Below are 26,326 nucleotides of genomic sequence, written 5' to 3'. Positions count from 1 at the left end.
TAGTAATGACGCTACGAGCCGTATGCAGGCTCCCTCTTGCGTAAAGCAGAAGCGCAGCCACTCCCCTTTTCGGCTTGTGGCTGCGCTTCTTGGTTAGTGCAGGGTTCGAGGAAGGTCCCTCGCTCCGCTCAGGATGACGGACGTCTCCCTTACGAGTGCGCCGCTACGGCTTTGCCGCTCATCATTTCCTCCACCTGCTCCTGGAAGTTGCGGATAAAGGCGTCAATGGGCATGGAGCCCAGGTCGCCTTCGCCGTGGCGGCGGACCGAGACGATGCCGTTTTCGGCTTCCTTCTCGCCCACCACCAGCAGGTAGGGAATCTTCTGCATCTCGGCGTCGCGGATTTTGCGGCCGATTCGCTCGTCGCGCTCATCCGTGGTGCCGCGCAGGTCGGCCTGCTGCAGCTGGGCCAGCACCTGCTGGGCGTAGTCGTGGTACTTCTCCGAAATCGGCAGGATGATGAACTGCTCCGGGGCCAGCCACAGCGGGAAGTTGCCGGCGCAGTGCTCGATGAGCACGGCCACGAAGCGTTCCAGCGAGCCGAACGGGGCGCGGTGCAGCATCACCGGGCGCTGGCGCGAGTTGTCGGGGGCTACGTACTCCAGCTCGAAGCGTTCGGGCAGGTTGTAATCGACCTGGATGGTGCCGAGCTGCCACTTGCGGCCGAGGGCGTCGCGCACCATGAAGTCGAGCTTGGGGCCGTAGAAGGCCGCTTCGCCCAGCTCCGTGACGGTGCGCAGGCCGCGCTCCAGCGCCGCCTCCTGGATGGCCGATTCGGCGGCGGCCCAGTTCTCGTCGGTGCCGATGTACTTCTGCTTGTTTTCCGGGTCGCGCAGCGAAATCTGGGCGGTGTAGTCCTCGAAGCCGAGGGCGCGGAATACGTACAGCACCAGGTCAATCACCTTAATGAACTCCTCCTTCACCTGGTCCTGGCGGCAGAAGATGTGGGCGTCGTCCTGGGTGAAGCCGCGCACGCGGGTCAGGCCGTGCAGCTCGCCCGACTGCTCGTAGCGGTACACCGTGCCGAACTCGGCCAGGCGCAGGGGCAGGTCGCGGTAAGAGCGCGGCTTGGTCTTGTAAATCTCGCAGTGGTGCGGGCAGTTCATGGGCTTGAGGAAGAACTCCTCGCCCGGGTTCGGCGTCTTGATGGGCTGGAAGGAGTCAGCGCCGTACTTCTCGTAGTGGCCCGAGGTCACATACAACTCCTTGGCGCCGATGTGCGGGGTGACGACGGGCTGGTAGCCGGCCTTCACCTGGGCCCGGCGCATAAACTGCTCCAGCCGCTCGCGCAGGGCGGTGCCCTTGGGCAGCCACAGCGGCAGCCCCGCTCCTACCCGCTCCGAAAACGCAAACAGCTCCAGCTCCTTGCCCAGCTTGCGGTGGTCGCGCTTGCGGGCTTCCTCCAGCTTGTGCAGGTACTCCTTCAGCTCCTTGTCCTTGGGGAAGGTAATGGCGTAGATGCGCGTAAGCTGCTTGTTTTTCTCGTTGCCGCGCCAGTACGCGCCGGCCACGTTCAGCAGCTTGGCCGCCTTGATGGCGGAGGTATCCGGAATGTGCGGGCCGCGGCAGAGGTCGGTGAAGTTGCCCTGCTCGTAGAAGGTGATGCTACCGTCTTCGAGGCCTTCGAGCAAATCCAGCTTGTACGGGTCACCCTTCTCGGTGAAGTAGGCAATGGCGTCGGCTTTCGACACCTCGCGGCGCTCGTAGCGGCTCTTGTTCTTGGCCAGCTCCAGCATCTTCTGCTCTATCTTGGCAAAGTCGTCGGGGCCGATGCTGCGGCCTTCGCCCAGGTCCACGTCGTAGTAGAAGCCGTTTTCGATGGGCGGGCCGATGCCGAACTTAATACCCGGATACAGCGATTCCAGCGCCTCGGCCAGCAAGTGGGCCGAGGAGTGCCAGAAGGTATTCTTCCCCGCCTCGTCGTTCCATGTGAGAATCTCCAGGTTGGCGGAGTCTTGGATGGGGCGGTGCAGGTCGCGGACTTCGCCGTTGACGCGCACGGCCAAGGCGTTGCGGGCCAGGCCTTCGCTGATGCTGGCGGCTACGTCGTAGCCGCTCACACCCGCTTCGAACTGACGCACGGAGCCGTCGGGGAGCGTGATGTTAATCATTAGAGAAACGTGCAAAAAATTGCGGTAGCGCGCAAGTTAGCAGCTTCAAGCGCAGAAACCACGCGAGAAGCGGATAAATGGGCATTGCTAAGGCCTGTAACAGCTGCAGCAACGGGATAATTCAGCGGATTCTGCAAGCGGGCAGCGCGGCCCGGTTAGCCTATCAGCCCGATACCGAAATCGGTCGGACGACCCGCGCCGTCTGCCCGGAAGCAGTGCCGGCTTAGTTAGTGGGCGTGACCAGCGTCGGGGGCTTCACTTCCAACGGTTCCAGCGCGGGTACGGCGGCGGGTACGCGGCGGGGCTGAGGCAAGGGCGGGGCGCCATACACCAGCTTCAACGAATCGAGCTGCCGGCCCGGCAGGCGCTGGCCTACTTTCCAGACTTTGTAGGTGTAGTGGCGGTTGCCCGGAAACTGCTTCACGAGGGCCCGGTAGGCAATCCAGGCCGATTGCGTCTGCCCCACCCACTCGTAGCTTTCGGCCAGCATCAGGCCCACGTCGGGCAGGTACTGGCTGCGGCGGCGGGCCCGGCTGAGCGGCTGGATGGCCTGGGCGAAGCGCTTGTTTTTGTAGTAATACAGGCCCAGGCGGTAGTCGGCGCGGTAGAGCGTGGTGTCGAGGCGGGTGGCGCGGGCGTACTGGCGGGCGGCGCTGTCGGGCTGGCCGGCGAAGTCGAACACCCGGCCCCGGTCGTACCACAACGACGCGTAGTTGCGGTCGGCGCGCAGGCCGCTTTCGATGTAGGGCGCAGCGGCCAGGGGCTGGCGGTTGGCGTTGAGCAGGTAGGCCGTCTGGTGCAGCACCTCGGGCTGGCGCGGGGCCCGGGCGGCGCTGGCGCGCAGGTAGTCCAGGGCCTGCACGGTGTCGCGCAGGGCGGTGTACACCAAGCCCTTATAGAACAGCGCGGCGGCGTGGTCGGCGTCTTCGCGCAGCACCCGGTCGAGGTAGTCGAGGGCGGTGCTGTAGCGGCGGGCGGCCAGGTTGGTTTCGCCCAGCAGCAGGTGCAGCTCCGGCGGGTTGTAGCCGCGCTGCTGGGCCTGGGCCGCCGCGTCGATGGCCGACTGCAGCTTGCCCTGGGCGCGCAGCACGCGGGCTTTGGTCAGGAAAAACTCGCCCGGCGGCTCGTCGTCCAGCTCAATGGCCTGGTTGATGTCCTGCAACGCCGCGTCCAGCTGACCGTCTTCCACGCGGAAACCGGCCCGGCGGGCGTAGAGCACGGGGTTGCGCGGCTGGCGGGCAATGGCCCCGTTGAGCTCGGCAGCCTGAATGTCGGGCCCGCTGCGCACGGTGCGCAAATCCACCATGGTGTCGGGCTGCCCCTGTTCAGGCTGGGCGTCGCCGCAGGCCAGCAGCAGCGGGCTCAGGAGCAGCGGAAACAGGCAACGACGAAACGGGGCAGGCACGGCAAGGCAGGTGACGAAGGGCAAAGGTACGCGCCCGGCCGCTTTATCGGGCTGCCAGCCCGCTGCCTCGGCCCCAGGCCAGCGCGGCAGCCGGCGCAAATCATCAGCGCAGGCCGCTTACTCGGCCGCCGTAGCGGACGGCAGCTCGGGTGCCGGGCCTTGCAGGGCGGCTATCAGCTCGGCGTCGCGCCCGTACACGTCGGGCAGCTGACGCAGCGTAGGACCGTCGTCGGCGTGGCAGGTGAGGTAGCGCACGATGATGGACGCGGGGTAGCGCAGCGGAAAATACTTGCTGTAGCCGCCGTACACGCTGTCCCACATGCGCTGCACGTTGCGCTGGGCCAGGCGGGGCTGGTCGGCGTAGTCGCGGCGGAGCAGGAACACGGCCAGCTGCAAGGGGTTTTCGACGCGGATGCAGCCGTGGCTGAGGGCGCGCCGGGGCTGGGCGAACAGCTTGCGGCTGGGCGTGTCGTGCAGAAAGATGTCGTGCGGGTTCGGGAAGCGGAACACCACGTTACCCAGGGCATTGTCGCTGGTAGCGGCCTGGCGAATGGTGTACGGGAACGTCTCCGCCGTCACGCTTTTCCAGTCCACGCGCTGCGGATTGACCACCTTGCCGGCCCGGTCGTAGAGCTGGTAGTTGTTGTCGGCCAGGTAGCCGGGGTTGCGACGCAGGCGAGGCAGCATTTCGCGGGTAGCAATGCTGCGTGGCACCTTCCACTGGGGCGAAGTCTCGAAAAACCGGAGGCGGCTGTACAGCTCGGGCGTGGGCGTGCTGGGGCCGCCCACCACCACCCGGAACGTGCGCACCACCCGGGCCCCACGCACGGCCTGCAGGGTGTAGGCCGGCACGTTGACCACGAGGGCAAACGAGTCGGCGGCCGGCTCCCAGCGCAGCCGCTCCAGGTTGGCCGCCACGGGCCAGGCCAGGCGGCGGGCGGCGGCCGAGTCGGTGCGCTGCAGACGCTGCCAGGCCCCGAGCAGGCGCACGTAGCTGCGGCTCCGGGGCTGGGCGGCCAGCAGCTGCCGCGTAAAATCGGGGCAGCTGCGTACTGACAGCAGCCAGAACACCGGGTCGAACACCGAATCGGGCGCGCAGGAGGCGGGCTGCAGGGTAGCCGGGTTCAGCTGGCCGCGGCGCAGCTGGCTGGTAAACCGCAGCAGAGCACCCGTCAGGCGGGTTTCAACCTCCACGCGGGTGCGCAGCCGGGCCGCCGGCGCGCCGGTGGCGAGGGAATCGAGCAGACTGCCGAGACCCGCAGCCAGCTCAGTAGGCGGCAGGCCGTAAGCGGCGGCGTTTTGCAGGAGCCGGTGGCCGGCCCGGGCGGCGGACCGGCCACCGGCGGCGTCCGTCCAAACGGGGGCGTAGTTCACCGCCTCGTAGAAGCGCCGCACCTGGGCGGGCAGCTCCCCCACCGGCCCGGGCACCACGGCCAGGGCCTGCCGCAGGGCCTCGGCCACATCGGCCTCCGACTGGGCCGCCGCGGGAGCGGCGCTGAGCGTGGCCAGCAGCAGCCACGCCGGACGCAGGAAACGAGCAAGCTGGCTCATAGACCAGAAACGACGCGGGAATGGCCCGGACCGCCTCCTATCAAGATACTACAACGGCGGCAAAAAGGTCGGACACGGCACTCAGAAATCTGCCCGGGCGGAATGCGGCGGCTTATTTGCGCTCCAGCTGCTCCAGCAGGTTGCGGCAGCGGCGGCTGGTTTCCAGCTCTTCACCCGTCATGGGCTGCAGCTCGGCCGCCTCGCGCAGCACCTCAATGGCCGCCGAGTGCAGGCGCTGGTTGTGGTACACCCGGGCCAAATCGTAGCAGTACTGAATGCGGCACTGGTCGAGGAACTTGGCGCGGCGCAGGGCTTCCATGGCCTTGGTGTTGGAGGCGCCGGTGGGCGGCCCGCCCAGAAACAGCCGGCAGTAAGCCCGCTCCACCAGGTTCAGGTGCGCCACGCGGTAGTGCCAGCGCCCCAGAATCTGCCAGGCCTGGGGCAAGTAGGGGCTGTACTCCACGGCCCGGTTGACGTAGCCCTTCATGCTTTTGTAGAGGCTGAGCCGGTCCCGGGCGCTGCGGATGGTGGCCTGCTGGGCCAGCGTCAGGGCCACGGCGTAGTTGGCCTCCCCGCCCCGGGGGTTGACGGCGTAGGCGCGGTCGGCCAGCTGGCGGGCGGAGGTGTAGTAGGCCCCGCGGCGGCTTTCGTCGCTGTAGCGGGTACCGATGCTCACGCTCAGCACCGCAGCCTGCCAAAGGGCGTCGTAGTTGCGCGGGAAGGTGCCCAAAATCTGCTCGTAGCGGGCCAGCGCGGCCGATTCACGGTACTGCAGCTGCAGGGCCTTGGCCTCTTCCAGCAGCCCCGGCACGTCGGCGCTGCTGATGCCGTTGGGCCCCTCGTCGGGGCCGCCCCCGGCCCACGCGCCGGTGTTCGTCAGGCACAGCACGGCCAGGCCCAGCAAGGGGCGGCAGGCGGCAAGACGAAAGCAACGGGTACGCATAAGAAATGGACTGGCGGGCAATACGGGCAGAGGTAAGATACGGTTTTGGTCCCGAAAAGCTGCAAACGGCCGCGGCCCGGCGCCGCCGTCCGCGCCAGGCAGACAGCCGCACCGGGCCGCGGTTTAGCAGCGCGTCCGCGAATCAGAAGCCGAGCCCCAGCTGCGACTTAGGCTTGCGCAGCAGGGCCTGGGCGCGTTCCACCTCCTCGGGCGAAATGTCCACCGGCCCCTCGTGCTCGGGCAGCGGGGCCGCTTCCGCGGCCGCGCCGTTGGGGCGCGGAATGGTAGCCGGGCCCTTGCGGCGGGCCTGCTGCTTGCGCTCCGGCTCGGGGCCTTCGTCGGTGAGCAGCTCCACGCTCAGCACTTTGAAGTAGTTGAGCTTGTTGCCCTGCGCCTTCCAACCCTTCACGTCGATGAACTCGTGCAAGTGCAGGCGCTCGGTGAGCTTCTCCCCTTTCTTCTCCTTCTGCACCTTCAGCTCGATTTCGGGCGCCACGCCGCAGGTCGCCACCAGCAGGTGAGTGCCCTTGGTTTCGGGGATGAAGAGGAAACGCTTGGCCTGGGTGCTCGTCTCGATGCGGAAACGCTTCACAAAGTGGGTTTTCGTCTCGCCTTCCAGGTACACCGCGTTGATGACCACGTCCTCGTCGAACTTGCGCAGAAGCAGCAGGTCGCGCATGTTGAAGTGAATGGTCGGGTCGGGCGCGGTCAGTTCGTAGGAGCCGTCCTTGTACACGGCCAGCACGGTGTCTTCCGTGTCGAAAGTGCCCAGGAAGCGGCCGTGCCCGCTGTTGTTGAGGCGGCCCACCACTTCGTCGAAGAACACTTCCCGGCCGCCCAGCGTGGAGTCGCCGCGCTCCTTGAAGAGAATCTTCTTCACCGGCTGCTTGGTCACGATGTTGCCCATCGAGCCCTTGCCCTTGATGGCCAGCTCGGCAAAATCGAAGTCGAACTTCTTGATGCGCGCCGGGGCCTTGTCCGACAGCTCCACCGCCACGGTTTCCGATTCCGAGTTGGGGTTGGCCGTCAGGTAGAGCACCTTGGAGCCCTTGCCGCCCTTCGTCAGGTCGTAGCTTTTGTCGCGGGTGATGCCCGTGACGAGGAAGCGCTTGGCGTAGCTGATGCCCGAGGGGCCGTCCTGGTACACCATGTTGTACACCAGCCGGTCGTCGTTCTTGTTGTAGACGCCCGCGTACAGGATGTCCTTGCCCACAAAGGTCTTCTCCGCGATTTTGCTCACCACGAACGAGCCGTCACGCTTGATGGCAATGATGTCGTCGAGGTCGGAGCAGGCGCAGACTTCCTTCACGTTCTCGTCGCCGCCCTTCTTGAGGCCGTAGCCCACGAAGCCGTCCTGGTAGTTCACGTACAGCTTCTGGTTGGCCACGGCCACTTTCTGGGCCGTCACCACGTCGAAGGTGCGCAACTCGGTTTTGCGCTCCTTCCCGTCGCCGTACTTCTTCAGCAGGCCCTCGAAATAGCGGATGGCGTAGCGGGTGAGGTTGGCCAGGTTGTCGGCCACTTCCTCCAGCTCGGCTTCCAGCTTCTGAATGTACTCGTCGGCCTTGAAGCCGTCGTACTTCGAGATGCGCTTGATGCGGATTTCGGTGAGGCGCGTGAGGTCTTCCTCCGTAATGGCCCGGCGCAGCACAATGCGCGTATCGTTGGCCCGCTCCCGCTCCCCATCGATGCGCACGTACTTTTTCAGCCCGGCGTCGATGGTTTCCAGGATCTGCTCCCAGGTCTCGCACTCCTCGATCTTGCGGTAGATGCGGTTTTCGATGAAGATTTTCTCCAGCGAAGCCGAATGCCACCGCTCCTGCAGCTCGTCCTGGCGGATTTCCAGCTCCCGCTCCAGCAGCCGCAGCGTTTTCTGGGTGCTCAGGCGCAGCATGTCCTCCACCGCCACAAAGCGCGGCTTCTCGTCGATGATGACGCAGGTGTTGGGCGAGATGCTGATTTCGCAGTCGGTGAAGGCGTAGAGCGCGTCCATGGTGAGGTCCGGCGACACCCCGCTGGGCAGGTGCACCTGGATTTCCACGTCCTTGGCCGTATTGTCGACTACCTTCTTAATCTTGATCTTGTTGGCTTCCGAAGCCTTCACGATGCTCTCCATCACGCCCGTGGTGGTCGTGCCGTAGGGCACGTCGCGGATGATGAGCATGGTCTTGTCGACCTTCTCAATGGTGGCGCGCAGGCGCAGCTTGCCGCCGCGCACCCCGTTGTTGTAGTTCGAAATGTCGCAGAGGCCGCCGGTCGGGAAATCCGGGTAGAGGATGATGTCCCGGCCCTTGAGCACGTCGATGGAGGCCCGGCACAGCTCGCGGAAGTTGTGGGGCATGATCTTGGTGCTCAAACCCACGGCAATGCCCTCGATGCCCTGCGCCAGCAGCAGCGGAAACTTCACCGGCAGGGTCACCGGCTCGCGCTTGCGGCCGTCGTAGCTGGCCTGCCACTCGGTAGTTTCGGGGTTGAAGACCACGTCGAGGGCAAACTTCGAGAGGCGGGCTTCGATGTAGCGCGGGGCGGCGGCGCCGTCGCCGGTGCGCACGTCGCCCCAGTTGCCCTGCTTGTCGATGAGCAGCTCCTTCTGGCCCAGGTTCACGATGGCGTCGCCGATGCTGGCGTCCCCGTGGGGGTGGTACTGCATGGTCTGCCCGATGATGTTGGCCACCTTGTTCAGGCGGCCGTCATCCATTTCCTTCATGGCGTGCAGAATGCGGCGCTGCACGGGCTTGAGGCCGTCCTCGATGGCGGGCACGGCGCGCTCCAGAATCACGTAGCTGGCGTAGTCCAGAAACCAGTTCTGGTACATGCCGCCGATGCTGCTGATGTCGTGAATCGTCTCGCCGGGCTTGAAGTCGCCTTCCTCGGGCTGGGCCTCGACGGCCTCTGCTTCGGCTTCTTCCAGGGCTTCGTCGGCCATTTCGGGGGCCAGCTCGTCGGCGGGCAGGGGCTCCCCGTCGGGGCCCAGGAGCGGCGAAACGGCAGCCGGCTCGTCGGCAGCGGCTCCAAAATCAATGGTGTCCCCGACGCCGAACAACTCGGGGTCTTGGCCGTTCAGGTTCTGCTCGTCGGGGGTGTGGGGGTCGTTTGACACGCGCGGAGTGGCCCGGGGCCACGGTTTATGTTCTTGTACCTCTCTTCGGCCGCCGCTCAGCGGCCAAAGGCTTCTGCAAACCGCCCGGTGAAACTAGCGTGCACCGGGCAACACGGGTAAGGCTTAACTCATCAACTCAGCGGCGAAACGTGGGTGAAACAGCGGGCTTCGGCAACCAGAACAGCCCCAGCAGCGCCCACCACGACGGGATGGGCACGGCCTTCAAAAATATCAGATGCCGGCCAGAGCACAACATGCAGCAAGCCTTTTGGCGCCGATAAAGTTCCTAATTTTTTTAGTCATTCCCATGCCCTGGCCCAAAATAAAGCCCCTACACCGTTCCGTTCAACGTATTATGTTAAGCCAGAACCCGCCACTTTAACTAACCATATTAGCAATGCATTTAGCTAATTGTTCGGCTTTGTCGGCGGACTTCCCTCCGGCCCCGGCCAAACGCAGCGGCCACCCGGTGCGGCCCCGCACCGCCGAATAAACTCCGGGGCGGGGCCGCACCGGGTGGCCGGCGGGCAATGGCAAGAAAGAGTTTAGGCGAAGTGCTGCTGCAGAATATCGTCGACTTTCTCCTGGGTCAGGGGCTTGTTCAGGAAGCCGGCAATGTCGAGCTGCTGCATGCGCTCCACGTCCTGCGGGTGCAGGGAAGTCGTCAGCATCACGATAACCACGTCCTGCCGCTCGGCGGCGGGCAGCTGCGAATAGGCCTGCACAAACTCGAAGCCGTCCATGACGGGCATTTTCACGTCGAGCAGCACCAGGGTGGGCTCGGGCCGCGCCGCGGGCGGGGCATGCGCCTGCAGCACCGCCAGCGCCTCCTGCCCGTTCTGGGCCACCAGCAGGCGGTCGGCCACGTCGAGGCGGCGGAGCAACAGCTGATTCAGGTAGTTGGTAGTGTGGTCGTCGTCGACAAGCAGAATACGGGCAAGTTTGGGCATTAGAGCAAGCAGGTGCGCGGCGCGGTAAAGAAGGAGCTTGCTCCTCCATACGGATCAGCGGCGGAAATAGACGGAAAAAGTTGAGCCCACCCCCACTTCGCTGGCCACTTCGATGCGGCCGCCGGCGTTTTCGATGATGCGCTTAATCATGTACAGCCCGATGCCGGAACCCGCCACGTGGTCGTGGAAGCGCTGAAACATGCCGAACAGCTTGGGGTTGCCCGCGGCGTTGAAGCCCAGGCCGTTGTCCTGCACCGTCAGTACCAGGAACGCCCCCTCCAGCCGGCAGCCGACGCGCACCCAGGACTCGCGCCCTGGGTTATGGTACTTCACGGCGTTGCTGAGCAGGTTGTAGACGATGCTGCGCAGGTTTTTTTCCGCGAAGGACAAGGGCGGGCAGCCGTCCAGCTGCACGTCCAGGCGGGTATTGGTGGCTGCCAGCTCGGGGGCCAGGTCCAGGCCGACCTCGCGCACGATGTCGGCCAGATCCACCTGCGCCGGCGGCTGCTCAAACTCCTTCTGCAGGCGCGTCACCTCGGTTAGGTGCTCGATGGTGCGCTTGAAGCGGTCCACCGAGCCCTGCATCATCGTCACCAGGGGCTGCACCCCGGGGCTGCTTACCAGCTCGGCCGGCAATTCGGCCAGCAGCGCCCCCAGCAGGCCCTCGATGTTGTTGATGGGCGCCTTCAGGTCGTGGGAGGCAGTGTAGATGAAGTTGTCCAGGTCGTGGTTGATGCGCAGCAGCTGCTCGTTGCTGGCGCGCAGCTGCTCCTGGGCCTCGGTCACGCGCTGCTGGGCCAGCTTGTGCTCGTGAATATCGGTGTAAGCCCCGATCCACTGGATAATGTCGCCCTGCTCGTTGCGCGAGGGCAAGGCCCGGGCCAGCATCCAGCGGTACTCGCCGGCGGCGCTGCGGAGGCGGCATTCCATTTCCAATGGGGCGCCGCCCTGCAGACTGCGTGCCCAGCTGGCCTGCACGGCCGGCACGTCGCCGGGGTGCAGGTAGCGCAGCAGCTCGGAGCCGGCGGGCGTAGCGGCTTCGCCGGTGTAGTCGAACCAGCGGCGGTTCAGGTAGGTGCTGCGGCCGGCGGGGTCGGCCGTCCAGGCAATGTGCGGAATGCCCTCCAGGATGCGGCTGGTTTCGGCGGCGGTTTGCTCGGCGGCGCGCTGGGCCAGGGCCTGGGTGCGCAGCGCTTCCTTCTGGCGCTCCAGCTGGGCATTCTGCTCGGCAATGCGCGCCCCGATGGCCTGGATTTCGCGCTTGTCGGTGAGGTCGGTGAGGATGACGGCCAGCGTGGGCGTGTCGCCGAAGGTCAGCACGTTCAGGGCCAGGGCGAAGGACTGCAGCAGGCCGTCGGCGGTTTCCAGCGGCATTTCGCCCCGGCCGCGGCCCGTCCAGCTGCTGGCCAGCAGCCCTTCCCAGTACGGGCGGCACTCCACCGGCACGTAGTGGTGGAAGCTGGTGCCGATGAGCTGCTCCATGGGCCGGCCCAGCAGGGCGGCTAGGCCGGCGTTGCAGTAAAGCACGGTGGCGTCCTGGCTTAGCAGCAGCGCCCCCTCGCTCATCTGCTCGATGAGGGTGCGGTAGCTCTGGTCGGCGCCTTGCAGGGTAAACACGCGCGGCCCGTCGGGGGCCTGCACGGCCAGCGCGTCGATGGTGCCGGTGCGGATGGCCTGAATCAGGTCCTCGGCCTCGTGCAGCCGCTGACGCAGCTCCTCGTTTTCCTGCGCCAGCTCGGCGGCGGTGCGCGGCGGGCGGTTAGTCATGCAGGTAGGGGTCGTGAGCATCGGGCGTGAGGCCGAGCAGGGCCAGCACCCGGCGGCGGTCCGACAGGTCGCCCACCAGGAAGCGCGTCAGGCCCGGGCGTTTTTTCACCAGCGTCGGCGAGGCCACAATCTGCTCCTCACCGGCCGCCTCGGGCTGCGCGCTGAGGTCGATGATCCGCAGCTCGACGCGGCCCGCCAGGTACCGCTCGCAGATGTCCTGCAGGTTGCGCACGGCCGCGGCCGCGCTGGGCGTGTTGCCGGCAATGTACAGGTGCAGCTCGTACTCGGCCCCGGCGGCCTCCGGTTGCTCAGGCGCTTCCATACGGGCGGCTACTTATGGGCGGGGCGGATGTCCAGCCCCACCAGCACGCGTTCCTGGTTCGACAAGTCGCCGATAATCTTGCGGATGGGCGAGGGCACTTTGCGCACCAGCGTCGGAATGGCCAGAATCTGGTCCCCTTCGGCCAGCTGGGGGTTTTCCAGCAGGTCGACGACTTCAATCACGTAGCGCCCTTTCAGGTGCTCCTCGCAGTAGCGCTTCAGGTTGGTCAGGGCCGTGACGGACTTGACCGTCTGGCCGGCCACGTACAGGCGCAGTTCCCAGATTTCCTCGTCCATGGGGGGGTAAGTAGGTGCCAAGGGCGTTGCCATGCAGAGGAAGTTACGAATTGCTTGATTCCGAGCCCGGGGTGGCCCCGCCGGGCCGCTGGCCTACGCCGGCGGCAATCTGGCGGCGGCCCTGCGTCAGCTCGTGCTGGCGCTGCTCCTCCTCCTGGTTGCTGCGGCGCAGCTCCTCCTCCACCGACTCGAACTCGGTGCGCAGGTTGGCAATGGTAGCTTCCAGCACCCGGCGCTTGCGCTCCAGCTCCCGCTCGCGCCGCTCGATTTCCTGCTGGGCGGCCAGACCGGCGGCCTGCTCCTGCATGTACTGCGTGTGGCGCGAGGCCCCCGTGACGATGCCGCCGGGGCCGATAACCACGTCGAGCAGGCGGATGCCCTCACTGGTCACCAGGAACTCGCGCACCTGGTTGGAGTGGGCCATGCCGCGGGCCTTGAGGATGCTCACGCCGCGGTTCCGCTCGCCGATGCCTTCCAGGTCGCGCACGTGAATCCAGGTATCGACCAGCGAGGAAACGCCCTCCTCGGTCATTTCCTGGTTGGTGCGGCCGCCGCTGACCAGGGCCGTAAACAGGGCCGTGATGCCCTGCACCTTCAGGTAGTCGATGAGGCGGGTGAGCATGCCGCGCACTTCGGTGAGGCTGCCCACCGACACCAGGTTGCTGATGGGGTCGATGATGACGGTGCGGGGCTGCAGCTGGGCGATGAGCTTGTGAATGGTGACTAGGTGCTGCTCCAGCCCGTTGAGCGTGGGCCGCGAGGCTTCGATGTGCAGCAGGCCCTGCTCCACGAAGGGCCGCAGGTGCAGGCCCACCGAGTCCATGTTGCGCAGCAGCTGCTGGGGCGACTCCTCGAAGGCAAAGTACAGGCTCCGTTCGCCGCGGCGGCAGGCTTCGGCGGCAAAGGCGGCGGCCAGCGTGGTCTTGGCCGTGCCGGCCGTGCCGGTGATGAGCACGCTGCTGCCGCGGTACAGGCCGCGGCGCGTAAACATCTCGTCCAGCCCCGGCACGCCCGTCGACACCACTTCGTTCGACACGTCGTGCTCCAGCTTCAGGCTGGTCACGGGCAGCACCGAAATGCCGTTCTCGGTAATCAGGTACGGGTATTCGTTGGTGCCGTGGGTGCTGCCGCGGTACTTCACGATGCGCAGGCGGCGGGTGGTAATCTGGTTCACCACCCGGTTGTCGAGCAGAATCACGCAGTCCGACACGTACTCTTCCAGCCCCTGGCGCGTGAGCGACCCGTCGCCACGCTCGGCCGTGATGACGGTGGTGACGCCCTTTTCCTTGAGCCAGCGGAACAGGCGCCGGATTTCGGAGCGCAGCACGGCCTGGTTCGAGAAGCCCGAAAACAGGGACTCGATGGTATCGAGCACCACGCGCTTGGCCCCGATGGAGTCGATGGCGTAGCCCAGGCGGATGAACAGGCCCTCCAGGTCGTACTCGCCGGTTTCCTCGATTTCCGAGCGGTCGACGTGCACGTGGTCGAGGCGCAGCTTCTTGTCGGCCACCAGCTGCTTGAGGTCGAAGCCCAGGGAGGTGACGTTGGCGGCCAGCTCGTCGGCGGTTTCCTCGAAGGCCATCAGCACGCCCGGCTCGTCGAACTCCAGGGCGCCGCGCACCAGGAACTCCACGCTCATCAGCGTCTTGCCGCAGCCGGCCGAGCCGCAGATCAGCGTGGGCCGGCCCAGCGGCAGGCCGCCGTTGGTTATTTCGTCAAGACCATCAATGCCCGTAGGGGCTTTGGGTAGCTGGGGCAGCGCGGCGGCGGCAGGCGTCATAAAATCGGGGGTGGTAACGGGCAGGCGGAGCGGCGGCCGTCGGGCTTTAACGGGGGTGGGCGGGCCCGGTTCGGCGGCAGTCAGACGGGCAAGGTACGGTTTTATCGGCGGGCAGGCCTTCTACAGCCGCATTATCACCTCATTGTACAGCTCCGGGGCGGCCACGTCCAGCCATTCGTAGCTGCCCAGCATTTCCACGTCGATGGCATCCTGCATGACCCCTTCAAACGCCTTTGGTATCCAGCAGTACAGGATGGGCGTGCGGTAGCCCGGCACCTGTTCTTGCAGGTGAAACCAGGTGTCAATCGGCGGCACCTCGCTCTCGTCGACAAAGCATTTGCTTTCCGCAATGGCAATGCCGTCGTGGGTGGTGTACTGGGTTTCAAACAGCAGGACGCGGCCCAGCCCCGGCAGGTCAAGGGATTTTGCCTCCACCCCTACCTCCGGTAACGCAGCTACGCGCTGCGCCAGGGCGGCGCGCAGGGCTTGCTGGTAGTTATTCAGACTGTGCACATCCACGTTCCAGGTGGTATAGTCTCCGTCAATGTGGTACAGCAGCTGCCCGTCGATGAGCGGGTTGGTTTGCCGGAACACAGTGCCATAATTGCCCCGCTCGAAGTCGAAGCCGGCGGCCAGGCGCTCGGTCCAGTGGATAGCCTGCCGCAGGCGGGCGGTGAATAGCTCTAGGTGCATGGGTTGCTCGTGCTATTGATAGCGTGGCGTTAACCCCATCACCTCGGCCACGAAGTCGGCCAGTTCTTGGTAGGCCGCCGGGCGGGCCGTGCCGATAGCCCGCAACAGGCGCTTCAGCTCCGGCGTGTTTTCGACGCCCTTTTGCTTGGTAAAATCCAGGAACGCGGGCAAGGCCACGGGCAAGCCGAACTCGGGCAGTACCAAGCCCGCCGAAGCCGCTACGGCGTGCAGCCACCCATCACAGGCCGGCGCCAGCACCACGAGGTAGTGCGCCGAATAGCTGCGGTGCTGCCGAATGCGGAAGCCGGTGCGCCGGCCCAGTTCGTGCGCGGCCACCTGCTGCGTGAATTCGCGCAGGTAAGCAATGTCATCGAGCTTTTTGTCGTCGTCTACCACGCCCACCAGGCAGCGGGAATTGCCGTGGCTACGGGCCTCGGCCTGCATGGCCAGGGCTACGTTGGGCGCCCCGTTCTTCTTGTTGACGAGGTTTTTCCACTGGTCGCCGGCCAGGGCACGGGCCAGGGCGGTATCCACGTAGCACTCCGGCAGCAGCATGGGCAGCTTAGGCATCGGGGGCGGCGGGCGTAAAGCGGTCCATGTTGATGAACACGTCCACTGCGTCGTTGCGGATGGTGCGCACTTCCTCGTTCGTGAGCTGCCGGACTTTGGTCTGGTAGTCCTCGTAGTAGGCCACGAAAATGGCCAGCTCCGTGTCCAGCGTGTCGTTGCGCGTCATCTGCTCCAGGATTTCCGTCACCAAATACGGGCTGTGCGTGGCCACGAAAAACTGGTTGTTCTGGCTTTCCACGATGCGCTGCCCCAGCATCGACACGTACTGCGGGTACGAGTGCGCCTCCGGCTCCTCGAAGAGTATCACCGCGTCGTCGTTGCTTTCGATGGCCGCGAGGTAAAAGATGATGCGCTGGAGGGTGTCGGCAATGCTTGAGTAGGGATGTGAAATTATGAGACCATCAAAGTCTTTGATGACTTCGAGGCTTCTGTCATTCATACGGAGTAGCAACTGTTGTCCAGATGGCTTAAGCATCCTAGCTATTTCTCTACGGAGAAGAGCTGAGGACTGAATTATACTAATTAAATTACCTCCTTTGGGTGGCGCAAGAAATATATATCCATAGTCTTTACTAATATCTGTATTATGAGAGAATAGATATGGTTTAATAGGCCAACTATTTTTTGGCGTAGTTGATAGTACTACGCTATCTGGGCTACCAGGAACCTTATAAGCACCCGATTCATCAATTTCAGAGTAAGCATACTGAATCTGTTCACTGAAGTCGTATCTCAATCGTTGAGTTTCTTCAAAGAAGTTAGACAGTAGACTACGATCAACTTGTTCAGGCAAAGCAACACGAGGGAGTTTAGTTCTAGCAAAGAATTCATCTTGTGTATGCTCATCAACATTTAAGTAGATAATACGGGAGTCATATGGCTTTACTCCTAACAATACTTTCTGTTTCTCAGTATATATTTTTATCGTGTTTGTCATTATGTTATTGTAAAATATATGACGCAGCTCCTCATACCGAATAAAGCTCCCCATAAATTTATCCGTCTGCTCATAGACTATCCCCCCCAGCAAACTCATAGCCTCCAGAATATTCGACTTGCCCACGTTCGGGGGGCCGATAATCAGGTTCACGCGGCGGGGCTGCAGGGTCACGTCCTTGATGGACTTGAAATTCTGGATGCGCAGGGTGTTGATGGCGTTTTCCATAGTCGGGAGTAGTGCCCAAAGGTACGGGTTCGGGGCGGGCGTGTTGGCGCAAAGGGCGGGAATGGCCGTTTTGGGCAGAATCCCCTCCTACTCGCTCCCAAGGGCCTTTTGCACCGGAAAGATTACTGTTGGGAAGGTTCCTAACTCACTTGGGGAGGTTCCTAAAGCTGAGTGGCAACTTCCTAAAGCCGCCGCCCGGCTGCCGGAGCCTCACGGTAGCTGAGCGGCAGCTCGTGGGCTGATTACAGCCGTTCGCGGCCCGGCGGCGGGGCTTCGCGGGGGCGTTGGAAATGAAGAAATTATTCAGCAGCTTGAGGCTACTACCGTCGACCCTATCGCACACCGGGTATCGATACCGCTCCATCCTTTCTCCCTCCATTTTTTAAGTACCATGAAAAAGAAACGCGAGGAGTCGCATTTCAACATGTCGCAGCCGGCCCTGGTGGCCCTGGCCCACGAGAAGCTGCTGTACCTGCGCCGCGACGCGGCCGACCTGGCGGGCTACGACGTATCGGCGGCCCGCATCGACGGGCTGGCGCAGCTGACGGCCGACTTCGTGCAGCTGCCCACCGAGGACGAGGGGGTACAGGCCACGGCGGCTACCACCCAAACCAAGCTGGCCGCCCGCACCGCGGCCCTGGATACCATGCAAACGGTGATGAACAAGGTGAAGCTGCTGCACCACGACGGCACCCCGCAGTACAAAGCCTTCGGCACCAGCGGGCTGCACTCGGCCTCCGACGGCGACCTGTACCTGGGCCTGGTGCGCTGCGTGCGCGTGGGCCGGGCCAATCTACCGACCTACGCTGTGAAGGGCCTCACGGCGGCGCTGCTCGACCAGCTCGAAACCCAAAACGCGGCCCTGCTCGCGGCCGTGGGCAAGCAGCACGACGCCGAATCGGCGGCGGCTACGGCCACGCAGCTGCGCCTGAAGGCCGGCAACGCCCTGTACGAGGAACTGGTGGCGCTTTGCGAGGCCGGCAAGTCGGCCTTCGTGCAGACGGACGCCGTCAAGCACGCCGACTACGTGATTTACGACGCGCCCGCCCCGGCTGACCCGCCCGCCGGCAAGCCCGCGCCCAAAGCCGCCACGAACGGCTAAGCCGCCCGGCCCGGCAGCCCGCGTTCCGGGTTGAGCCGCCCCGGCCGCCGATTGCCGGGGCGGCTTGTTGCCGGCCGCCGTCTGGCCACAGCTTATGCCCCATCCCATTGTTTCCCCGTTCCCGACCTGCCCATGTCCGACACATCCCCCGACGAAGCCAAACCGGCCGCCAATGAGCCGCGCACCGAAGCCGACATCCTGGCCGACCCGCGTTTGCGGGAGCTGCTGGCGGGCTACCAACCCTGGTCCCAGGACTCGTTTCTGAAAAGCTACGCCCACGTGTTGAGCGATTTGCACTACCAGGGCGAGCGGTACGAAGCCAGCCTGGAATACCTGCTGCGCCAGCACGACCAGGAGGCCTACCGGCAGATCTGGGCCATTCAGCACCAGAAGCTGTTCGACCTGGAGTGCCAGTGGCGGGCCGGGCTGGTGACGGTGCCCGGCGCCCGCCTGACGGCCGACTTCGAGGACTGGCACGAGGCCATTGCGGCGTGCGACGTCATTGCGCCCATCAGCCCGGAGGAGCTGGCCCTGTTCGATGCGTTTCTGGCCCAGCTGACCGACCCGGAAGACCTGGAGCCGGACGACCTCTGCCACGACTTTTGGCGGTACCGCAGCTACCCCGACCTGCACGGCGAGGACGATGCCGACGACACGCTCACGCCCTGGACCGACTACTGGGACATGCGCCGCGGCACGGCCTACCTGCGCACCCTGCCCAACCGGCGCGGCGAGCTGGAAAGGCACTACGAGCAAGCGGCGTACGCCGAGCGGCGCCGGCAGCGGGCCGAGGCGGTGGCTACCCCGCCCGACCCACGGCCGAACGCCCCGAGCTACGGCCCGGAGTTCGATACCCTGGTGCGGGAGTTTCTGCGCCGTTTCGAGCCCGCGGCGAAGTTACGCCAGTTCGAAACCAAGAAGGAGCTGCTCGCCTACGAGGCCTCGGATAATGCTGGGGACCTGGAAGTAGCGCTGGAGCGGCTGCAGGAGGCAGGCCAGGCGGTTATTCCCATCGAGGCGCACGCGGACTGGCGCCAGGCCGTCATTCAGGCCGGCAACCGGTATTACCTGGATCAGCTGCGCGCCGCGCTGCCCCGCGTTTATGAGGACTACTGCCAGCGAATCAGCCTGGGCATCAGCCTCACGCCCCCCCGCGAAAAGCGACGCTACCGCAAATGCAGCCATTTCGAGGCCGACGAACCTATCATCCGGGAAGGCCGCCGGGCCCTGGGCGAACCGGACGATTTGAATTTTTAGGGCAGGCCGTTGCCAGTAAAAAGAACGTCATCCTGACGAAGGAAGGACCTTCCTCTCACCCTGCACCGCCGCTGCCTACGAAGTGCCGACGCTAATCGGCTGAGACGATAAAAGCGCAGTCACCATGCCCGGACGATGGGGCGTTGGTGGCTGCGCTTTTTGGTTGGTGCAGGGTGCGAGGAAGGTCCTTCGGCTGCGCCTCAGGATGACGGGCTATTTATCTACACCAGCTCCGCCTCGGCGGCGGGCACGATGGTTTCGCTGGCCGGCAGCGTATCGGAAGTCACCAGGTCCTTTTCCATGCGCAGGTTGTCGATGATGAATTCCTGGCGGGCGGGGGTGTTCTTGCCCATGTAGTAAGTCAGCAGCTTCTGGATGGAGCGGTCCGACTGCAGAATCACCGGCTCCAGGCGGATGTTGTCGCCGATGAACTTGCCGAACTCGTCGGGGCTGATTTCGCCCAGGCCCTTGAAGCGGGTGATTTCCGGGTTGCGGCCCAGCTTCTTGATGGCGGCCTGCTTTTCCTTCTCGTCGTAGCAGTAAATCGTCTGCTTCTTATTGCGGACGCGGAACAAGGGCGTTTCCAGGATGTAGACGTGGCCGTTGCGCACCAGGTCGGGGAAGAACTGCAGGAAGAAGGTGAGCAGCAGCAGGCGAATGTGCATGCCGTCCACGTCGGCGTCGGTGGCAATGACCACGCGGTTGTAGCGCAGCCCTTCCAGGCCCTCCTCGATGTTCAGGGCGTGCTGCAGCAGGTTGAGCTCCTCGTTTTCGTAGACGATTTTCTTTTTCATCCCGAAGCAGTTCAGCGGCTTGCCGCGCAGGCTGAACACGGCCTCCAGCTCCACGTTGCGGCTCTTGGTGATGGAGCCCGACGCGGAGTCGCCCTCGGTGATGAACAGGGTGGTCAGGGCCTCTTTTTCCGGGGCTTTGCCCTCGTCGAAGTGGAAGCGGCAGTCGCGCAGCTTGCGGTTGTGCAGGCTGGCTTTCTTGGCGCGCTGGTTGGCCAGCTTCTTCACGCCGGCCATGTCCTTCCGCTCCCGCTCGCTCTGCTCGATGCGCTTTTTCAGCGCTTCTTTCGTGTCCGGGTTTTTGTGCAGGTAGTTGTCGAGGTGCTCCTTCACGAAGTCCACCACGAAGTTGCGCACCGTCAACGCCCCTTCCGGCTCCATCACAATGGAGCCGAGTTTGGTTTTGGTCTGCGACTCGAATACCGGCTCCTGCACCCGGATGGCAATGGCCCCGACGATGGAAGCGCGGATATCCGTGGCGTCGTACTCCTTGCCGTAATGCTCGCGCACCGTCTTGACGATGCCCTCGCGGAAGGCGGCCAGGTGGGTGCCGCCCTGGGTGGTGTACTGCCCGTTGACGAAGGAGTAGTACTCCTCGCCGTAGTCGTTGCCGTGGGTCAGGGCCATTTCGATGTCCGTGCCCTTGAGGTGAATGACCGGGTAGCGGATGGCCTCGGGGTCGGTTTTGCGCTCCAGCAGGTCGCGCAGGCCGTTTTCCGAGTGGTACTTCTGGCCGTTGAAGTTGATGGTCAGCCCCGCGTTCAGGTAAGCGTAGTTCCAGAACTGGCTTTCCAGGAAGTCCGGGATGAAGCGGAAGTTGCGGAAGATGCTCGGGTCCGGCTCAAAGGCCATCATGGTCCCGTTGCGCTGCGAGGTCTTGATGGGCTTCGGGTCGCTGATAAGCTTGCCGTTCTGGAACTCGGCCGACTTCATCATCCCGTCGCGCACGCTCTGCACCACGAAATTGGTGCTCAGGGCATTCACGGCCTTGGTGCCTACCCCGTTCAGGCCCACCGACTTCTGGAAGACCTTGGAGTCGTACTTGCCGCCGGTGTTGATCTTGCTGACCACGTCGACCACCTTGCCCAGCGGAATGCCGCGGCCGTAGTCGCGCACGGTCACGCGCTGCTCGGTGATTTTGACTTCGATGGTGCGGCCGTAGCCCATCATGTGCTCGTCGATGGAGTTGTCGATGACCTCCTTGACGAGGATGTAGATGCCGTCGTCGGGCGACGAACCGTCGCCCAGCTTGCCGATGTACATGCCCGGGCGCAGGCGGATATGCTCCCGCCAGTCCAACGAACGAATGGAATCCTCGTTGTAGCCGTGGTCGGCGGGGGCGGTGGTTGCGCTTTCGAGAGACAGTTGCTCAGCCATTCGGTAATATCCTTCAGTACGTTTAAGCGGTAAAATAACGCAGAAAAGGCAGGGTTTCCACCTTTTGTTGCGCCCGGCGGCTTTGCTACTCACGTTGGCAAAACCCGCCGGTACCTAACCGCGGCCGTGCGGCGTAGGTTCACCCAAATTTCCGAAAAACCCCGCAAACCAGCAGCCTTTGACCACACCTTTTTCCCAATAATTTTAGCAATGCTCCCTCCCCCTAACAATTTCAACCGGCCGCAGCACCCCACCCAGACCGCGGAAGTAAAGCAGGCGCCGGTGATTCGCTACACCTTCCTGCTCATCGGGCTGAGCCTGACGGTGTACATTCTGCACAAGCTGGACGCGATTCTGCTGCCCATTGCCTTTTCGGCTGTGTTCACCCTGCTGCTGCTGCCCATCTGCCGCTGGCTGGAGGCGCATAAGGTCCCTAGGGTGCTGGCCATTGTGCTGTGCCTGCTGCTGCTGCTGATCATTTTCGCGGGCATCATCCTGGGCTTCGGCTCCCAGCTCACGCAGTTTCGCGACGAGCTGCCCAAGCTGCAGGTGAAGCTCATGGAGTTCTTCACCAGCGCCCAGGACTGGGCCCACGACAAGTTCGGCTACCAGCCCATGAGCATCGAGGAGCTAAAGGACTCGACCGTGAAGGCGCTCAAGAAATCGGGCACCACCTACCTGGGCACCACCCTGAACACCACCACCGACGTGCTCAGCAACCTGGCCCAGGTGCTCATTTACATCTTCTGCTTTCTGTACTACCGCGACCATCTGCGGCAGTTCATGTTCCGCTTCGTGGCGCCCGATAAGCGCACCACCGTGCTCAACACCGTCGACAGCATTCAGACGGTGGTGCAGGCTTACATCACCGGGCTGGTGAAGGTTATCATCATCGTCAGCATTCTGAACGGCATCGGGCTGGTGGCGCTGGGGGTGAAGTTTGCCATCTTCTTCGCCATTTTCGCCTCGGTGCTGGCCATCATTCCCTACATCGGCATCATGATCGGGGCCGCGCTGCCGGCCATCGTCACGCTGGTGGAAACCGGCTCCCCGCTGCAGGCGCTGGCCGTTATCGGGGTGTTCGTGGTGGTGCAGTTCCTGGAGGGCAACTTCATCACGCCCATGATTACGGGCTCCTCGGTGAGCATCAACCCGCTGGCGGCCATCCTGGCCCTGATTCTGGGGGCGGCGCTGTGGGGCACGCCGGGCATGATTCTGAGCATTCCGCTCACGGCCATCCTCAAGGTCGTGTTCGATGCCTACAAGCCGCTGGAGCCCTTCGGCTTCCTGCTCGGCGACGTGGCCGACGGGGAGGACAACCAGACCAAGAAAAAGCAGGCGGAGGCGGAAATCCGGCCCTGGTACCGCCGGCTCTGGCACATGGTAGGCAAGTAGGCCGCGAAGAAAATCGGGCGGAGGGCGCAACCCCGCGGCCGGGGCCCGAGTATAAGCCCACTAGAAACCGCAAGCGCACCTTTTTTTCGCCGCGCTTCGGTACCGCACCTCACACCAACCAAGACACAATTATGCCAGCCATAACACCTGAATCGGCCCGGGTCTTCAACGACCTGGTAGAAATTAACAAGACCGGTGCCAAGGGCTACCAAGAGGCAGCCGAAGGCGTAACGGACCCGCAACTGAAAGCCGAGCTGAGCCGCCTGAGCCAGCAGCGCGCCCAGTTTGCGGCCGAACTCGAACAACAAGCCCGTCAGCTGGGTGTAGAAGCGCCCAGCCAGGAAGGCACCATCGAAGGTGCGCTGACCGACGCGGCCGCCGCCGTACACCGCGGCTGGATCAACCTGAAATCGGCCATTACCGGCCAGAGCGACTCGGCCATTCTGGGCGAGTGTGAAACCGGGGACAAAGTAGCCCTGGAAGCCTACGAATCGGCACTGAAGGCGCAGAGCATTCCGGCTCAGGCCTCTTCGGTTATCCAAAAGCAACACAGCGAAATCCTGGCCGCTAAAAACCAGGTGACGCAGTGGATAGCATCCAACCGCTAGGGTTAACCTGGCTGTTGAGAGAAGGGACGGTCCGTCGAAAGGCGGGCCGTTCTTTTGTTTTAAGGCCGCAGGTGTAGCGGATGTTCAGGAGGATGGACCGGACTCGCACTGACGCCCCCGGCCGGTCTTTTTAATTATGGCAACACGTAATCAGGCCGCAGCTTTTATATTTGCGTAACCCACGTAAAAAGCGGCAGCCCGTATAAGCACGAACTGCCGCCTGCTACTACAGCAGCTGCCGGATCAGGTATTCCAACCCGACTCGCGCTGCTGCCCCGAAGAACTGCAGCCACAGTTTTTCGGTTTTTGCAAAGAAGCCGCGTAGCCACGACTTCTTTTTCGCACGTCCCTTTTTCATCTTGTCCAAGAAGAAGGGTGTTCCAAGCACCCACTTCTTGAAGCCCCGGTAGCGCCAACTGCCGGGGCTTCGTCTTTGCAAGACGACGCGTTGGCGGGGTGACTACCGTGCGAACAGTACGAAGATAACCGATGCCCCTGCTACCGGGCAACCAAAGGGACAAAATTTGCTAATATATTTAGCAAAGTCGTTCCCACAAGCGCGCTGGCACCTTTTCGGCGGCTAACTTTGTTATCCACCGTCAGCACGCCGAATGTTTCTTATTTTCCGCCGATTTGTACGCCATCATCGACCTTGAAACCACCGGGGGCCAGCCCACCCAGGACCGCATCACCGAAATTGCCATTTACATCCACGATGGCGACAAGGTGGTCGATTCCTACGCGACGCTGCTCAACCCCGGCCGGCCCATTCCCTTCTACATCCAGCAGCTCACCGGCATCACCGACGAGATGGTGAAGGAGGCGCCGCGCTTCCACGAGGTGGCCAAAAAAGTGGTGCAGATGACGGAGGGCTGCGTGTTCGTGGCCCACAACGTGCGCTTCGACTACTCCTTCCTGAAAAAGGAGTTTGCCGACCTGGGCTACACCTACTCGCGCAAAACGCTTTGCACCGTGCGCCTGAGCCGCTCCCTGATTCCGGGGCAACCGAGCTACTCGCTGGGCAAGCTCTGCCAGAACATCGGCATTCCGCTTAACAACCGGCACCGCGCCGCCGGCGACGCCGAGGCTACGGCCATCCTGTTTGACCGCCTGCTCAAAATCAGCCAGCAGGCCGAGGCGCCGGGCTACGAGCAGGCCAACCTGTCGGCCAAGCTGATGGCGGTGGACGCGGCCGCGCCGATGGGCCAGCGCCCGACCAAGCAGCCCTCGGCCCGCAAGATTGCGGCGGTGCAGCAGGCCATCAAGACGGCCTTGCTGCCCCCGCTGATTACGCCCGAAAAAGTGGCTTCGCTGCCCCAGGAAGCCGGTGTGTACTATTTCCACGACGAGCAGGGGGAGGTTATCTACGTGGGCAAGAGCATCAACATCTACAAGCGCATTCAGCAGCACTTCGCGGTGGATTACAAGTCGCGCAAGTCCCTGGAGTTCAAGAATTCCATTGCCGACATTACCTGGGAGCTGACGGGCTCGGAGCTGGTGGCCCTGCTGCACGAATCGGCCGAAATCAAGCGGCTGAAGCCTTTCTACAATCGGGCCCAGCGCCGCTCGGTGTTTCCGGCGGGCATCTACATGCGCGTGGACGAGAATGGCTACAAGCGCCTGTACTACGGCCGCGCCGACGCCAACAACCAGGAAGTACCCATCATTGCGCTGGGCAACCAGTTCAAGGCCAAAGGCTTTCTGTACCACAAGGTGGCCAAGTACAACCTCTGCCAGAAGCTCTGCGACCTGTACAAAACCACGTCCTCCTGCTTCGACTACCAGGTGCACCGCTGCAAGGGCGCCTGCATCGGGCTGGAGCCGGCCGAGGAATACAACCGCCGTGTGGACGAGGCCATCGAGAGCATCACCTACGAGCACCAGTCCTTCGTCATCATTGGGGAAGGGCGCCGGGCCGATGAACGCTCGGTGGTGCTGGTGGAGCACGGCCGCTACCAGGGCTTTGGCTACATCGACGACACGTTTACGGCCCGGCGGCTGGAGGCGTTCAAGGACGTCATCAAGCCGCAGGTTGACAACAAGGACGTGCAGCAGATTATCCGGCAGTACATGCGCACCAAGCACAAGGACAAGGTGAAGGTGTTTGCCTAGGCGGTGACTTCCCAACGTCATGTCGAGCATGTCGCGCATCAAGCGAGGATCGAGACATCTCGCTCGGGTACTATTCTTCTCGTTGAACGAGGGAATTACTATCGGGCATCAGCACGCGAGATGTCTCGACAAGCTCGACATGACAGTTACGAACCACTACAGGCAACCTTAACTGGGGCTGCTTACGAGTCGGGGGAAGCGGCGGGATTTTCAGCCCGCGGCGCCTTCTACTATGCACCGTATTTTGTACCCCGCCGTGGTGGCCCTGCTCCTGCTGAGCGGCTGCGAAAGCAAGAACGAACAACCCAAGCCCGCCACCGGCAAGGTGGAAATTCAGGTGGAGAACGTGGCGGGCAGCAGCACGCTGGCGCTGAATACGCCCTACACCACAGCCGCGGGAGAAACGTTTCGGGTGACGGAGCTGCGCTATTACCTCTCCAACGTGCAGCTGCAGCGCGCCGACGGCAGCACCTGGGCCGCGCCCGACAGCTATTACCTCATCGACCAGGCGCAGACGGCTTCCCAGCACCTGGAGCTGAAAGAGGTGCCCGAGGGCGACTACACCAAGCTGCTGCTGACCATTGGGGTGGACAGTGCGCGCAACGTGGCCGGTGCCCAGACGGGGGCCCTCGACCCGGTGCACGGCATGTTCTGGGACTGGAACTCGGGCTACATCTTCCTGCGCCTGAACGGCACTTCGCCCCAGGCGCCCGGCAACGGCGGCCTGTTCTACGACGTGGCCGGCTTCCGGCATCCGTATAATACCATTCGCCGGGTGGCCCTGGGCCTGCCCGGCGGCAGCGCGGCGACCCTGCACGTGCGCGCCGAGGCCGTGCCCGACGTGCACATCAAGGCTAACGTGCTGAAGATGTTCGACGGGCCCAACGCCATCCGCTTCGGGCAGCTCAGCAGCGTAGCCGGCGGCTCCGGCGCCGTGAAGCTGGCCGATAACTACGCCGCCGGCATGTTCCGCATCGACCACGTGCACGGGAATTGAGTGTCATGTCGAGCGGCGCGAGACATGACAGGAT

General features: G+C 63.7%; 21 protein-coding genes. 6 read left to right on the top strand and 15 right to left on the bottom strand.

Annotated elements, in window-relative coordinates; all coding sequences use genetic code 11:
- Positions 1 to 149: 149 nt before the first annotated feature.
- The 13 genes from thrS to EJV47_RS23220 all read right to left on the bottom strand — a co-directional run bounded on the left by thrS (position 150) and on the right by EJV47_RS23220 (position 16,653).
- Positions 150 to 2,111, bottom strand: a complete 1,962-nt coding sequence (gene thrS, locus EJV47_RS23285) for a threonine--tRNA ligase (protein WP_126695612.1) — start codon at positions 2,109 to 2,111, stop codon at positions 150 to 152.
- Between the two features lie 223 nt (positions 2,112 to 2,334).
- Complete coding sequence (locus tag EJV47_RS23280; RefSeq protein WP_126695611.1) at positions 2,335 to 3,516, bottom strand: tetratricopeptide repeat protein; 1,182 nt, start codon at positions 3,514 to 3,516, stop codon at positions 2,335 to 2,337.
- 117 nt (positions 3,517 to 3,633) lie between these two features.
- Entirely contained in the window at positions 3,634 to 5,067 is a 1,434-nt protein-coding gene (locus EJV47_RS23275; RefSeq protein ID WP_126695610.1) for a L,D-transpeptidase family protein, read from the bottom strand.
- A gap of 112 nt (positions 5,068 to 5,179) precedes the next feature.
- On the bottom strand, positions 5,180 to 6,010 hold the full coding sequence (locus EJV47_RS23270; protein ID WP_126695609.1) for a tetratricopeptide repeat protein: 831 nt from the start codon (positions 6,008 to 6,010) through the stop codon (positions 5,180 to 5,182).
- Positions 6,011 to 6,152: 142 nt separating this feature from the next.
- On the bottom strand, positions 6,153 to 8,936 hold the full coding sequence (locus EJV47_RS23265; protein WP_126695646.1) for a DNA gyrase/topoisomerase IV subunit A: 2,784 nt from the start codon (positions 8,934 to 8,936) through the stop codon (positions 6,153 to 6,155).
- A gap of 719 nt (positions 8,937 to 9,655) precedes the next feature.
- The gene (locus tag EJV47_RS23255) at positions 9,656 to 10,060 is read right to left on the bottom strand and encodes a response regulator (RefSeq protein ID WP_126695608.1); all 405 of its coding nucleotides are present in this window, start codon (positions 10,058 to 10,060) and stop codon (positions 9,656 to 9,658) included.
- A gap of 54 nt (positions 10,061 to 10,114) precedes the next feature.
- Complete coding sequence (locus EJV47_RS23250; protein WP_165903900.1) at positions 10,115 to 11,827, bottom strand: PAS domain-containing sensor histidine kinase; 1,713 nt, start codon at positions 11,825 to 11,827, stop codon at positions 10,115 to 10,117.
- Positions 11,820 to 12,149, bottom strand: coding sequence for a circadian clock KaiB family protein (locus tag EJV47_RS23245; protein ID WP_126695606.1), 330 nt, complete (start codon positions 12,147 to 12,149; stop codon positions 11,820 to 11,822). The genes EJV47_RS23250 and EJV47_RS23245 overlap by 8 nt, the downstream gene beginning before the upstream one ends.
- A gap of 8 nt (positions 12,150 to 12,157) precedes the next feature.
- Entirely contained in the window at positions 12,158 to 12,478 is a 321-nt protein-coding gene (locus EJV47_RS23240; RefSeq protein ID WP_126695605.1) for a circadian clock KaiB family protein, read from the bottom strand.
- A 10-nt stretch (positions 12,479 to 12,488) separates the two neighbouring features.
- Positions 12,489 to 14,225 carry a circadian clock protein KaiC gene (gene kaiC / locus EJV47_RS23235; RefSeq protein ID WP_126695604.1) on the bottom strand — a complete coding sequence of 579 codons (1,737 nt, stop codon included), beginning with the start codon at positions 14,223 to 14,225 and terminating at the stop codon, positions 12,489 to 12,491.
- A 120-nt stretch (positions 14,226 to 14,345) separates the two neighbouring features.
- Positions 14,346 to 14,918: a hypothetical protein gene (locus tag EJV47_RS23230; RefSeq protein WP_126695603.1), complete on the bottom strand. Its 573-nt coding sequence runs from the start codon at positions 14,916 to 14,918 to the stop codon at positions 14,346 to 14,348.
- 12 nt (positions 14,919 to 14,930) lie between these two features.
- Positions 14,931 to 15,488, bottom strand: coding sequence for a hypothetical protein (locus EJV47_RS23225; protein WP_126695602.1), 558 nt, complete (start codon positions 15,486 to 15,488; stop codon positions 14,931 to 14,933).
- Complete coding sequence (locus EJV47_RS23220; RefSeq protein WP_126695601.1) at positions 15,481 to 16,653, bottom strand: AAA family ATPase; 1,173 nt, start codon at positions 16,651 to 16,653, stop codon at positions 15,481 to 15,483. The genes EJV47_RS23225 and EJV47_RS23220 overlap by 8 nt, the downstream gene beginning before the upstream one ends.
- Before the next feature lie 391 nt (positions 16,654 to 17,044).
- On the opposite strand from EJV47_RS23220, the gene EJV47_RS23215 reads away from it, so the two are divergent.
- Entirely contained in the window at positions 17,045 to 17,755 is a 711-nt protein-coding gene (locus EJV47_RS23215; RefSeq protein ID WP_126695600.1) for a hypothetical protein, read from the top strand.
- A 132-nt stretch (positions 17,756 to 17,887) separates the two neighbouring features.
- The gene (locus EJV47_RS23210; RefSeq protein ID WP_126695599.1) at positions 17,888 to 19,012 is read left to right on the top strand and encodes a hypothetical protein; all 1,125 of its coding nucleotides are present in this window, start codon (positions 17,888 to 17,890) and stop codon (positions 19,010 to 19,012) included.
- 221 nt (positions 19,013 to 19,233) lie between these two features.
- Here the strand turns inward: EJV47_RS23210 and EJV47_RS23205 are convergent, their stop codons facing one another.
- Positions 19,234 to 21,180, bottom strand: coding sequence for a DNA topoisomerase IV subunit B (locus EJV47_RS23205; RefSeq protein WP_126695598.1), 1,947 nt, complete (start codon positions 21,178 to 21,180; stop codon positions 19,234 to 19,236).
- Between the two features lie 210 nt (positions 21,181 to 21,390).
- Between EJV47_RS23205 and EJV47_RS23200 the strand changes: the two genes are divergently transcribed.
- Complete coding sequence (locus tag EJV47_RS23200; RefSeq protein ID WP_126695597.1) at positions 21,391 to 22,575, top strand: AI-2E family transporter; 1,185 nt, start codon at positions 21,391 to 21,393, stop codon at positions 22,573 to 22,575.
- Positions 22,576 to 22,706: 131 nt separating this feature from the next.
- Positions 22,707 to 23,183 (top strand): ferritin-like domain-containing protein, encoded by a 477-nt coding sequence (locus EJV47_RS23195; RefSeq protein WP_126695596.1) that lies wholly within the window; start codon positions 22,707 to 22,709, stop codon positions 23,181 to 23,183.
- Positions 23,184 to 23,409: 226 nt separating this feature from the next.
- Here the strand turns inward: EJV47_RS23195 and EJV47_RS28960 are convergent, their stop codons facing one another.
- Complete coding sequence (locus EJV47_RS28960; RefSeq protein ID WP_279389073.1) at positions 23,410 to 23,541, bottom strand: hypothetical protein; 132 nt, start codon at positions 23,539 to 23,541, stop codon at positions 23,410 to 23,412.
- Between the two features lie 275 nt (positions 23,542 to 23,816).
- Between EJV47_RS28960 and EJV47_RS23190 the strand changes: the two genes are divergently transcribed.
- Both EJV47_RS23190 and EJV47_RS23185 read left to right on the top strand, forming a co-directional pair.
- Positions 23,817 to 25,295 (top strand): exonuclease domain-containing protein, encoded by a 1,479-nt coding sequence (locus EJV47_RS23190; RefSeq protein ID WP_126695595.1) that lies wholly within the window; start codon positions 23,817 to 23,819, stop codon positions 25,293 to 25,295.
- Positions 25,296 to 25,527: 232 nt separating this feature from the next.
- Positions 25,528 to 26,292, top strand: a complete 765-nt coding sequence (locus EJV47_RS23185) for an MbnP family protein (RefSeq protein WP_126695594.1) — start codon at positions 25,528 to 25,530, stop codon at positions 26,290 to 26,292.
- The last annotated feature ends 34 nt before the right edge of the window (positions 26,293 to 26,326 follow it).

The sequence above is a fragment of the Hymenobacter gummosus genome (genome assembly GCF_003970915.1).
In the GTDB taxonomy this organism is placed as follows: Bacteria; Bacteroidota; Bacteroidia; order Cytophagales; family Hymenobacteraceae; genus Solirubrum; species Solirubrum gummosum.
Note: the sequence above shows the minus strand (reverse complement) of the source record. Positions and strands in the feature narration are given on the sequence as shown.